The organism is Pseudomonas sp. GW822-FHT01E03 (assembly GCF_058802985.1).
In genome coordinates, this window is sequence record NZ_JBXAOQ010000006.1 from 279,970 (window position 1) to 291,727 (window position 11,758).

Annotated in this window: 13 protein-coding genes; 9 read left to right on the top strand and 4 right to left on the bottom strand. The window is 54.3% G+C overall.

What is annotated here, in order from left to right; translation table 11 throughout:
- The first annotated feature begins 40 nt into the window (after positions 1 to 40).
- Positions 41 to 316, top strand: a complete 276-nt coding sequence (locus AC1RP7_RS14610) for a hypothetical protein (RefSeq protein WP_493182099.1) — start codon at positions 41 to 43, stop codon at positions 314 to 316.
- 280 nt (positions 317 to 596) lie between these two features.
- Here AC1RP7_RS14610 and copD read toward each other — a convergent pair whose 3' ends face one another.
- The 4 genes from copD to AC1RP7_RS14630 form a co-directional block, all read right to left on the bottom strand.
- Positions 597 to 1,535, bottom strand: a complete 939-nt coding sequence (gene copD, locus AC1RP7_RS14615; protein ID WP_493182101.1) for a copper homeostasis membrane protein CopD — start codon at positions 1,533 to 1,535, stop codon at positions 597 to 599.
- 3 nt (positions 1,536 to 1,538) lie between these two features.
- Positions 1,539 to 1,922 (bottom strand): copper homeostasis periplasmic binding protein CopC, encoded by a 384-nt coding sequence (gene copC / locus AC1RP7_RS14620; RefSeq protein ID WP_108231543.1) that lies wholly within the window; start codon positions 1,920 to 1,922, stop codon positions 1,539 to 1,541.
- 422 nt (positions 1,923 to 2,344) lie between these two features.
- Positions 2,345 to 3,733, bottom strand: a complete 1,389-nt coding sequence (locus AC1RP7_RS14625; protein WP_493182103.1) for a heavy metal sensor histidine kinase — start codon at positions 3,731 to 3,733, stop codon at positions 2,345 to 2,347.
- Complete coding sequence (locus tag AC1RP7_RS14630; RefSeq protein ID WP_175388670.1) at positions 3,730 to 4,419, bottom strand: heavy metal response regulator transcription factor; 690 nt, start codon at positions 4,417 to 4,419, stop codon at positions 3,730 to 3,732. Before AC1RP7_RS14630 ends, AC1RP7_RS14625 begins: the two co-directional genes overlap by 4 nt.
- Positions 4,420 to 4,627: 208 nt before the next feature.
- Between AC1RP7_RS14630 and AC1RP7_RS14635 the strand changes: the two genes are divergently transcribed.
- The 8 genes from AC1RP7_RS14635 to AC1RP7_RS14670 form a co-directional block, all read left to right on the top strand.
- Positions 4,628 to 4,978, top strand: a complete 351-nt coding sequence (locus AC1RP7_RS14635; RefSeq protein WP_175388671.1) for a co-regulatory protein PtrA N-terminal domain-containing protein — start codon at positions 4,628 to 4,630, stop codon at positions 4,976 to 4,978.
- Positions 4,979 to 5,149: 171 nt separating this feature from the next.
- Positions 5,150 to 5,686: a cupredoxin domain-containing protein gene (locus AC1RP7_RS14640; RefSeq protein ID WP_175388672.1), complete on the top strand. Its 537-nt coding sequence runs from the start codon at positions 5,150 to 5,152 to the stop codon at positions 5,684 to 5,686.
- A 171-nt stretch (positions 5,687 to 5,857) separates the two neighbouring features.
- Positions 5,858 to 6,037, top strand: coding sequence for a DUF2933 domain-containing protein (locus tag AC1RP7_RS14645; protein ID WP_372241888.1), 180 nt, complete (start codon positions 5,858 to 5,860; stop codon positions 6,035 to 6,037).
- A 2-nt stretch (positions 6,038 to 6,039) separates the two neighbouring features.
- Positions 6,040 to 8,400 carry a heavy metal translocating P-type ATPase gene (locus tag AC1RP7_RS14650; RefSeq protein ID WP_493182105.1) on the top strand — a complete coding sequence of 787 codons (2,361 nt, stop codon included), beginning with the start codon at positions 6,040 to 6,042 and terminating at the stop codon, positions 8,398 to 8,400.
- A 213-nt stretch (positions 8,401 to 8,613) separates the two neighbouring features.
- Positions 8,614 to 8,982 carry a DUF3302 domain-containing protein gene (locus tag AC1RP7_RS14655; RefSeq protein ID WP_493182107.1) on the top strand — a complete coding sequence of 123 codons (369 nt, stop codon included), beginning with the start codon at positions 8,614 to 8,616 and terminating at the stop codon, positions 8,980 to 8,982.
- A gap of 139 nt (positions 8,983 to 9,121) precedes the next feature.
- Positions 9,122 to 9,343, top strand: coding sequence for a hypothetical protein (locus tag AC1RP7_RS14660; protein ID WP_493182109.1), 222 nt, complete (start codon positions 9,122 to 9,124; stop codon positions 9,341 to 9,343).
- 339 nt (positions 9,344 to 9,682) lie between these two features.
- Positions 9,683 to 9,898: a co-regulatory protein PtrA N-terminal domain-containing protein gene (locus AC1RP7_RS14665; RefSeq protein ID WP_493182111.1), complete on the top strand. Its 216-nt coding sequence runs from the start codon at positions 9,683 to 9,685 to the stop codon at positions 9,896 to 9,898.
- Positions 9,899 to 10,110: 212 nt separating this feature from the next.
- Positions 10,111 to 11,758, top strand: a 1,648-nt coding sequence (locus AC1RP7_RS14670) for a copper resistance system multicopper oxidase (RefSeq protein WP_493183990.1), incomplete at its 3' end; no start/stop codon positions are given.

Below are 11,758 nucleotides of genomic sequence, written 5' to 3' on the forward strand. Positions count from 1 at the left end.
CGAACCTCTTTAATCGGCTTCTTGGGCAAGGGAGGCTGATATGGCGATGTTGGATGAGATTGTCGGATGGGCCGGCGGGTTTCAAATACAGCGCCTGACGGTCAAGAAGCGAATGCGTGCGACGCTGCTGGCTATTCGAGATGAGTTGAAGCGCCGACGTCATGACCCCATCCGGGCTCAAGGGCAATGGCTCACTTGGGGTGGTGTGTGGTTACTTCAATTACCACGCGGTGCCAGGAAACTTGAAGCTGTTGAGTGGCTTCAGGAAGGCCATATGTCGATATTGGCGTCAGGCTCTCGGCGACGCAGTCATTGAAATCGGCTGCAATGGTCTCGCTTCGGGTTGCTCACAGATCACTACATACCGAGCCCAAAGAATGCACACCCGTATCCTGAGGATCGCTTCGCGTCACGCACCCGAGGCAGGAGCCGTATGCGGTAATTCCGCACGTACGGATCTGTGCGGGGGTGGCAGGTAACTGCCATCCCTACCGCGACCGGATAGGGTAAAGAGATGGCTGCCCATAAAGAAACCAAGCAGAAGCAGGGCTGAGGATGGTGCTATTACACTCCCTGCTGTATGCGAATTTTTCCCTCTATACAGTGCCCATATCCATCTCTGGGCTCAAGGTTCCAAGCCAAGCGACTAGGCACACTATGATTATTGCCACTGAGAACTCCAGGGCCATACTGCGCCGCAAAGCATTAACGGCACCCGTGTATTCTCCACTCTGGATCGATCGCGCTAAAAGTGGGCTCAAGTGAAAACGGTTCATCGTGGCTAATACGAGCATCGCTGCAAATAGTAAAATTTTCAAACAAAGCAGCACGCCATAAGTGCTAAACACCATACCATCGAGTGTTGGGCCTACAATGAACAGATAGTTCACTACGCCGGTGAAACCTAGGCTCACTACGATCAATGCACCCGCTGACTCAAAGCCGGTAAGCACTCGAGAGAGAATTCGCACTTCTTGTTCGCCATTCAGTATCTTCGTACGCAGCAATAAAGCGAATGCCGCCAGGGCGCCGAGCCAGCCTCCTGCTGCCAACAGGTGGAAGATGTCGCTGGCGAAATGCATGTAACGCTTATCGCCTTCGTCCATAGCGCCATGCCCAGTCCAAGCGAGGGTGGCTAACGCGACGGCGCCGCACAAGGTAACTACCCACAAACTGAGGGTCGGAAAGCGTTTGTTTAGCGTCAAGCTGATACCCGCTAACACAAGGGCAGCTATGCGGACCATCCACATGAGCCCGACATCGGTCCCCATAAGCACCATTTCGAAGATATGGCGCTGAAGCTCCATAAATTCGGATACACCACTCATTGCCTTGGCAAGTAACAACATGGCCGCGAGAGACAGAAGTACGCCAACAACGACTGTGCCGAAAATTAGCGACTCAAAGTTCAAGACGGCGCCGGATATTCGCTCTTTTCCCCTGAGGCTATACAAACCAAAAATGGCCAATCCAAACAGGAGCATGAGATCCATGTAAAGAGCGAAGCGAACGGCGATATTGATTGAGTCGCTCATGGATCATTTCACTTTAAAAACAAGGTTGCCTGTTACTGGGTGGGTGTCTGAAGAGACTGCCCGCCATTCAACCTTGTAGGTACCAGTGGTGAGCGGAGCGGAGGGCGTGATGACCATCGTTTTCGGATCGTCGCTGCCGGAGACACCCGCTTTAACTGCCATTGGAGAGTTTGGCATGCCCGGCATATCGGTCATGATCAGCTTCGCACCGGAGAACTGGGTCGCGAGGTTTTCCGAGAAATGCAGTTCAATTTTGGAAGGTGCTGCGGAGGTCGAACCTTCCGAAGGGGTAGCGGACACGAGCTTTGGATGTGCTTGGGCCATAGCGCTCAATAGCAAACCAGCGGTAAGTGCAGCAGCTACGGTAGTAGTTTTAAAGAAAGACATGCAGGGCTCCTCACAGCAGAAGCTGTTGGTTTGAGGTTTGGTGGGGAAGTTCTAGTTTTTATTTCTCGATGCTGGTTAAAACCACTGGCAAACACCAAGCGAGTACCGCGTCCTGGTACGCACTGAACCCAGGTAATGGATCAAGGTAGCCACGTCATTGAGCCAGGACACGATGCCACATGACCGCCGACGGTTCGATTACAATTCGGTAAGCTTCGCGGCTGCTCTCTGGTCCAACGCTGAGGGCAGGCAATGCGGTTTTTCACGTGCACAATCAGCGTTACGTTGACTTTCTGACGAAGCTCTCAGCCCCTAGACGGCTCACTCCTTCTAGGAGAAGCAAGGGGGCAATCTTTGTTCCAATGAGGCGTTTTGCTTACCTGTGGTGAGTGCCTATGTCCTCTACCTATGCGTTTCCGGATTTACGCATGTTCCAGTCCGGAGCTAGGGAGCTCCATATGAAACGAGGTTTCCCCATTGGATGAAGTGCACCAGATCCTGCCTTCATGAGCTTCGATAATGGACCGAGTTATTGCTAATCCCAGCCCTGCGTTACTTGGACTTCCTTCGCGCCGTGCGGGGTCAGCGCGATAGAATCGATCGAAGAGCTTTTCAAGGTGCTCGGGGGCAATGGTCTCCCCTGGGTTTTCCACCGTCACGATTGCTTTCTTCAGATCCTGGCGAATATCTACGCTGATGGTTTGTCCCTCCGGGGTATAGCGCAGGGCATTCGAAAGCAGGTTCGAGATGGCTCTGTGCAGCATCAGCACATCGCCTCGGACACTGCCTCGGCCTGAAACCGTGAGGCTGATACCGCGCTCATCGGCTAGCAGGCGGTAGTACTCCAGCAACTTTTCCACTACCTCCAATAGGTCTATTGGTTTGTCCTCATGCGTCATCAGACCATTGTCAGATTTCGCCAGAAAAAGCATGTCATCGATCATTCGCGCCATACGCTTCAAGTCATCGAGATTTGAGTACAGATTGTCTTCATAGTCCTCGATGTCCCGTTTTCTGGAGAGGACCACCTCCGTATGAGTCATCAGATTGCTGACTGGTGTACGCAGTTCGTGAGCAATGTCCGCAGAAAAATTTGATAGCCGGACAAAAGCATCATCCAGTCGGGACAACATCGCGTTGAACGAAGAGACCAATTGTTGAAGCTCTTTGGGAACGGGCGCTAATGGAATGCGTTTATTGAGTGATTTAGCCGACATCGAAGCCGCGACCCTGGTCACCTGACGAATTGGACGCATACCACTGCTTGCAACCATCCATCCCAACCCTGCACTGACGAGCGCACTAATTACCAAGCCTATCCAGAACCAGCGCTGAAGCGTCGCGAAGAAGGACATATGCTGAGTGACGTCATAGATCAAGATGACCGTAAATGGCTTCTCCTGGCCGGTAACCATCGCTTCCGCCGTCATCCCGCGGAACATTTGCTCCTGCTCCTGCCACTCCCACACATTGCTGTTTGACGTCGTGCGAAACTGTTGTGGAACATTGATTGGTCTTGGATCTGCGAAAAGCAGCGTTCCTTCACTGTCCAGGATGATGGCTGTCAAATCACGGTGGGCCCCGAGCAAAGCCTGTAACTCGGGCTTTATCTCGTTGAATTGATCGACGCTGGCCAGATCTCCCAGGATTCGCTGAGTGGATTCGAGCTTTTCGGTCAGGGCCTGCTGATCCAGCATTGTGAAATGATGCTGGCTGAGATGGTTGAAGCTGAGCCCGGCGACAGTGAGGACGGCCGTCACCGCAAGCATGAACATCAGGCTCATGCGCGTCGTTAGGGATAGACGGTTCATTCCGAGTCAGAATCCGGTGAGTCGATCATATAGCCCATACCACGTGCGGTGTGGATCAGCTTGACTTCAAAGTCGTCATCAATCTTCGCTCTGAGCCTTCTAACCGCAACCTCGATCACGTTGGTATCGCTGTCGAAGTTCATGTCCCAGACTTGCGAGGCGATGAGCGATTTTGGCAGCACTTCGCCCCGGCGTCGGAGCAGCAACTCCAATAGCGCAAATTCCTTGGCCGTAAGGTCTATGCGTTTACCTCCTCGAATGGCCCTGCGCTTGAGCAGGTCGACTTCAAGATCAGCCAGTTTCATGCTGGGTAGAGCGGGAGCACTATTGCCGCGACGCAACAGCGTTCTGACCCGAGCCAGCAATTCAGAAAATGCGAAGGGTTTGATCAGGTAATCATCAGCGCCGGCTTCAAGTCCCTTGACCCGATCTTCAACGCGGTCGCGAGCGGTCAGGAAAAGCACGGGGACATCTTTGCCGGAGGCGCGGACCTTCCGGAGTACTTCCCACCCGTCCATACCCGGCATCATGACGTCCAGAATCAGCAGGTCATACGCTTCGCTCAAGGCATGTTGAAGAGCCTCGGTACCATTGGTATAGCGATCCACGTTGAAGCCCGCCTCAGTGAGGCCTTGCTGCAAATAGATACCTATCTTTGGCTCGTCTTCCGCAACCAAAAGTCTCATGGGGGTGGCTCTCAAGTGATGATAGGTGTGAGTTTGCAACGAATCCGTCCAGCCAACCAGCAACTGACAGAAATGTAATATTGGGCTCAGGTAGATGTCAGCGAGCGTTGTCTAGGGTTCGAGCATGAGCACTTTGAAGTGTTCATCCGCCTCTCCAGTGAGCAAGGTCCTGTCGAGCCGGACAACATTCCTACGAAGGAGCGACCCAATGAACTACCTCAAAACCTTGTTTTTGGCTGGCTCAATTCTGCTCTCGGCCTCGGTCTGGGCTGAAGGGGGTGGAGACCGAGTGATCGACCGCATAAGCACTATGCGAGACAAAGCCGAAGCCGTCCTGGTTCAGGCGGAAAAAGCCCCTGCTGGAAAGCGTGATGCGCACATGGCAGAGCACATAAAAATGCTCGGAGAAATTTTGGGCCAGCTGCATCAGGACCACCCCGATGCAGCAATGACACCCGTGCAGCACCTCGCTTGGATGGAAAAGCACGACAAAGTCGTTGATGACGTTTTGAACCAAATGCAACGTGAACACAAACTCATGGTTTCAGAAAGTCAGTAATAGCGGCTCTACCTTGAAGCTTTACGCATTCAATCTAGATGAAATGGCGTTGTTTAGGCCCCGTACTTTATTTCAGAAAACTGACAGAAATGTAGTGTTCAGGTCAGTTAGCTGGCAGCTCCGTTTCCTTAACATAGCCAGCGCCTACTCATTCTCGTTCTTGAGGTCGTTATGAAAGCTAAATTTGCCACACCGCTGATTGCTGTAATGGTTCTGCTCCTGGGAACTTCAGCCATGGCCAGCGTGGGCCATGGAAAAGATGACACTGGCCAACTGGGAGCGGCCGCCGACGTGAATCGCACCATTGAAGTGAGGATGGGCGACATCTTCTTCGAACCCCAAAACATCAGTGTCAAACCAGAAGAGACGGTTCGATTTGTCCTGCGCAATGAGGGCTCGCTGCTGCATGAGTTCAACATTGGTAAAGCTGCTGCCCATGCCGCCCACCAAAAAGAAATGGCAACCATGTTTCAAAACGGCACCCTTACTCCCAGTGGGCACGGGCAAGCAATGGCCGACATGGAGCACGGCAGCGGGGGTATGAAAATGGTTGGTATGGAACACAACGACCCGAACAGCGTTCTGATCGAGCCAGGCGCAACCAAAGAACTCATTTGGACCTTTTACAAAAGCACCAGTTTGGAGTTCGCCTGCAACGTTCCGGGGCACTACCAGTCGGGAATGGTTGGTCAGTTTGAGGTGAAGTAACAGAGGCTTGATCAGTATCAAAGCCTTCAAACGAGCCTTGACTACTCTCAGTTGCAGACGTCGCAGCAACGTTGTCCGGACAATGGAGACCGCACCATGCCTAACCATTCACATGTGTCTGAAAAAGTTCGTTCACCATTTTGGAGAAGTAAGGCCGGCGTGATACTGATTATGCTGGTTGCAATCGGTGCGTTCTACCTGGTTCGGGAACACTTCGGCCATGTTTCGCCGTACCTGCCGTATCTGATTTTGTTGGTCTGTCCTGTGATGCATTTTTTTGGGCACGGCCATGGCGGTCACAGCCGACATGGTCATCCGACAGAGACTCACAAAGATGAGAACGGGAGCTAGTCATGCCCGACGCGACCAGTCATCACGACCATCATCATTCTCACTCTGTAAAATCCCAGAATGGAGGTTTGCGCGACCCGGTGTGCGGCATGGCCGTTACCCCACCGAGTCAGTTCAACGAGCCTTATGAGGGACAGACGTATCAGTTTTGCAGCCTAAAGTGCCGAGAGAAGTTTCGAGCTGAGCCTGGCCGTTATGCAGGTAATTCGTCGGATGCCAAACCTGCTAGCGATCCGAAGCCGGTAAATGAGTCACTGATGGACGCAGAATTCACCTGCCCGATGCATCCGGAGATACGCCAGTCCGGGCCCGGTACCTGCCCAAAGTGCGGCATGGCATTGGAACCGGTCATGCCTGGGCTTGAGGAGGAAGAGAACCCCGAACTCAAGGACTTCACTCGCCGCTTTTGGTGGTCGTTGCCACTCACCCTGATCGTCACCGTACTCGCCATGGCGGGCCACTCGCTGCAACTGGTCCATGGGCCGACACAGAATTGGATCGAGCTCATCCTAGCCACCCCGGTGACCCTATGGGCGGGCTGGCCCTTTTTTGTGAGGGGCATCGACTCTATTCGTCATCGCAGTCCAAACATGTGGACCTTGATTGGCCTAGGCACAGCGGCGGCCTATCTGTACAGCGTCACAGCCACACTATTCCCCCAGAGTTTTCCCGCTACCTTCATGCAAGACGGTCGCATCGGGGTCTACTTCGAAGCCGCAGCGGTGATCATTTCACTGACGTTGCTGGGCCAGGTGCTTGAGCTCAAAGCGCGATCACAAACCTCTGCCGCGATTAAGTCCCTTCTGGGGCTATCACCCAAGACGGCACGCAGGCTCAACGCCGACGGCCGAGAGGAAGATATTCCCCTGACACATGTGCACAAGGGGGATCACCTGCGGGTAAGGCCGGGGGAAAAGGTTCCCGTTGATGGCTCCGTCCTGGAGGGTGAAAGCGCGGTCGACGAGTCGATGCTAACGGGTGAACCCGTGCCGGTGATGAAGCGGATCGGAGATAGCCTGATCGGGGCTACGCTCAATACCCATGGCAGCCTGGTGATGGAAGCGCAGAAGGTGGGTGCTGAGACCGTGTTGTCGCAGATCGTTCAGATGGTTGCCCGTGCCCAGCGCTCCAAAGCGCCCATGCAACGCATGGCCGATGCCATCGCCGGCTATTTCGTGATGGGCGTCATCACCGTGGCCATCCTGACTCTTGTGGGGTGGGGGCTCTTCGGTCCTGAACCCAGTTGGGTCTTCGGTCTGATCAATGCGGTCGCCGTGCTGATCATTGCCTGCCCCTGTGCGTTGGGGTTGGCAACGCCGATGTCGATCATGGTTGCCACAGGTAAAGCGGCCAGCATGGGTGTGCTGTTCAGAGATGCCAGCGCGATCGAGAACCTTTGCAAAATCGACACGCTGATCGTTGATAAAACAGGAACCCTGACGGAGGGACGCCCGGAATTTCACAGCGTGGAGGCCACACAGAAGTTCACCGCCAATGAAGTCCTTCAACTGGCCGCCAGCCTCGATCAGGGCAGTGAGCATCCCTTGGCTCACGCAATCGTTGATCACGCCCGAGCTGAAAACCTTGTACTGACCAAGCCTGAATCGTTCGAGTCCGGATCTGGGATTGGCGTCAGCGGAATGGTGAGCGGTAAGAGAGTCCAACTGGGTAACACGGCCTTGATGGCAGATGCCGGTGTGGATATCAGCCCCCTGAGAAATTGTGCAGAGCAGTTACGGCTTGAGGGAATCAGCATCATCTACGTTGCTATCGACGGATTATTGGCAGGGTTGCTGGCAGTGTCAGACCCAATCAAACCAACCTCCAAAGAGGCTGTCACCAAGCTCAAGGCCGACGATGTGAAAATCATCATGGCTACTGGTGATGGTCTTACTACGGCCCGTGCAGTAGCCAAAGAGATGGGCATCGAGGAGGTGCACGGTGAAGTAAAACCTCAGGACAAAGAACGTCTAGTCGCAGACCTTCAGCAATACGGTCGCCGGGTTGCCATGGCTGGCGACGGTATCAATGATGCGCCGGCTCTGGCACGAGCGGATGTGGGTATCGCAATGGGGACGGGGACAGATGTCGCGATGAACAGCGCACAGCTTACCTTGGTAAAAGGCGACTTGATGGGGATTCTTCGGGCGAGAGCCCTTTCTGTCGCGACAGTAAAAAACATGCGGCAGAATTTGGCTTTCGCGTTTCTCTACAACTCGATGGGCATTCCGCTCGCCGCTGGCCTTCTTTACCCAATGACTGGACATCTGTTATCACCGATAGTCGCGGCCATCGCCATGAGTGTGAGCTCTGCATCCGTCGTCCTCAATGCATTGAGGCTGAGGAACGTACATATAAAGTGAAGTCACGGCACAGCTGAAGGTGCCGCGCAGACAAAGGTCAAATTCCAGCGGACCAGCGTCGATCTTACTGTTGAACGTAACCCTTCCCAATAGGGCTACTTTCAACATGCCAGGTCGGATATTCAGCAGTCTAACGCCCGGGGCCAAGTCATGAACTCCAGACGATTGACTAGACTGATGTGAGCAGTTCGATGACGACGAACGGAGGGAGTCATGCTTGATTACTTCGCTTTGGGCCTCTTAATTTTTGTCGGGCTGGTCATGTTTTACGGAGTCCTCGTGCTGCATGACATCCCCTATAACATCGCCGTGCGCCGCAATCACCCTCATCAGGACGCGATCCATGTGACCGGTTGGGTCAGCATGTTCACCCTGCATGCAATCTGGCCGTTCCTGTGGATCTGGGCAATGTTGTACAAGGAAGATCGAGGGTGGGGCTTCAGCGATGGAAAGTCGCCGCAAAGCCATGTCGTTCACCTAGAGCACCAGGTGGCCGAACTGCAACAGCGCATCGAGCGGCTGGAAGATGCAGCGGCGTCGCCACCAGCATCAGCGATGACTAACTCAGGTGAGGGCAGCTGAACTCTACCCACTCGCCGCAGGCCTCCTATACCCACAAACCGGACATCTTTGATCACCGATGAGGTCAACTTTAGGGTGCTCACGCTGCTCATTTGCTTGCACATCCTGAGCTCATTTCAGATAGGAGCGCAGGGCCGAAATGGATTCTCCTGTCGTCGAAGAGATCCAGGACGTCATTGCCGTCAGCCCGATCTGCGCGCACATCAGCAACCTTCATGTGTGGCCCGTAGGTAAAGGGAAATATGCCTGCATCCTGAGTTTGACGACGGATCAAAAAGCAACGCCCGCTTACTTCAAGGATCTCTTGTCAGTGCATGAAGAAGTGGTTCACATCACCGTTGAACTTAACCCTTCCCAATAAGCCTGCTTCAACAGTTCAGGTCGGATATTCAGCACACTTCCACGGATTAGCGAGCACGACTCCCAGTAGGGGGGATTTGTGCGACCAATTATTAGCCGAGCATGAACTGAAGCATCAAAGCGCTATCATTCTTGAGCAATTGGGAGCGGCCTATTCTCGCTTGTTCTTTCAAAATATCGTCAGAAAATCAAAATCTTACAGAACTGTAATTTTCACCTAAGGTTCCTGACAGGGGGAGAGTCTTAAAGTTACATCGAGCTTTGAGCTCACTCCCCCCCGCGAATCATCTCTTGATGTGGGTTCAACGGGTTAAGCAAATCTTATTCGAGGATACCCCCAATGAAATCCATGAAAGCACTGTTGATCATTGCCGCTTTGACCGTCTCCTCTCTGGCTATGGCCTCAGGCGGTGGTGACCGGACATTCGCTCGTATGGAAGCAGCAAAGAAGAACGCAATGGAAGCGTACCAAGCTACCCAAAAGCGAGCCGATCAAGCACCTGTAGCTCAGAGCAACGTCAAGGCTGTCAACCAAGCCAAAAACTTAGCGAATTGATGCGATCCCAAGCTGACAGAAATGTAATCACTTCGGTGGTTAAAGTGTGGCAATTTCAGCGCTCGCCTGCCGTATGAATTTTGTCATTTGCGGCGGCGGGCAAGGCTCATCTGGATTCGCGACGAACTCCTGAGAGCACGCCCCTAACCGATAAGCACAACGCTCAGTGTGTTTCACACGGTTTCCCTTTTGACTGATTGGATATAAACGGCATGCATTCCAAAACCTCTAGGCGGACCTTCGTCAAAGGCCTGGCCGCTGGTGGCATTCTCGGCGGTCTTGGTCTGTGGCGCACTCCTGTATGGGCCGTAACCAGCCCGGGTCTGCCGAGTGTTCTCACCGGTAACGAATTTGACCTGTTCATTGGCGAAACCCCCGTGAACATCACCGGTTCGCCGCGTACAGCCATGACCATCAATGGCACTTTGCCGGGGCCTCTGCTGCGGTGGCGTGAAGGGGATACGGTCACACTGCGGGTGAAGAACCGCCTGGATCAGGACACCTCCATCCATTGGCACGGGATCATCCTGCCGGCCAATATGGATGGCGTTCCGGGCTTGAGCTTTCACGGCATCGCGCCCGATGGCATGTATGAGTACAAATTTAAGGTGCATCAGAACGGCACCTACTGGTATCACAGTCACTCGGGCATGCAGGAACAGGTCGGTGTCTACGGGCCGATCGTGATCGATGCCAAAGAGCCTGAACCTTTCCAATACGACCGCGATTACGTGGTGATGTTGTCTGACTGGACCGATGAAGATCCTGGCCGAGTCATGGCCAAGCTCAAGAAGCAGTCGGACTACTACAACCACCACAAACGGACCGTAGGCGACTTCATCGACGATGTGAGCCAGAAGGGGTGGTCCGCGGCAGTGGCGGATCGGAAAATGTGGGCCGAAATGAAAATGAACCCCACCGATCTCGCCGACGTCAGTGGGGATACCTACACCTATCTCATGAACGGCCAGGCCCCTAATGGCAATTGGACCGGGATTTTCAAACCGGGGGAAAAACTTCGCCTGCGCTTCATTAACGGCTCAGCCATGAGCTACTTCGACGTCCGTATTCCAGGCTTGAAAATGACCGTCGTGGCGGCCGACGGCCAGCACGTCAAACCGGTCAGCGTCGATGAGTTTCGCATTGCCGTGGCGGAAACCTATGACGTGATCGTCGAACCTGCCAGCGCAGAGGCTTACACCATTTTCGCCCAGTCCATGGATCGCACCGGCTATGCCCGCGGCACCTTGGCCCTGCGCGAGGGGCTGAGCGCACCAGTACCGGCAACTGATCCGCGCCCGCTTTTGACCATGGATGACATGGGGATGGGGGGGATGGACCATGGCAGCATGGCCGGTATGGACCACAGCGCCATGAAGCAAGGTGACATGTCCGGTATGGCCGGCATGGATCACAGCAAGATGGCCAGCATGGACCAAGGTGACATGTCTGGCATGGCCAGTATGGATCACAGCAAGATGGCTGGCATGGACCAGGGCGGGATGGCCGGGATGGCCGGTATGGGCCACAGCAAGATGGCCGGTATGGGCCAAGGTGACATGTCCGGCATGGCCGGGATGGATCACAGCAAGATGGCCGGTATGGCCCAAGGTGACATGTCCGGCATGGCCGGGATGGATCACAGCAAGATGGCCGGTATGGCCCAAGGTGACATGTCCGGCATGGCCGGGATGGATCACAGCAAGATGACTGGTATGGACCAGGGCGGTATGTCCGGTATGTCCGGCATGGACCACAGCAAGATGGCTGGTATGGACCATGGTGACATGTCCGGCATGGCCGGGATGGATCACAGCAAGATGACTGGTATGGACCAGGGCGGTATGTCCGGTATGTCCG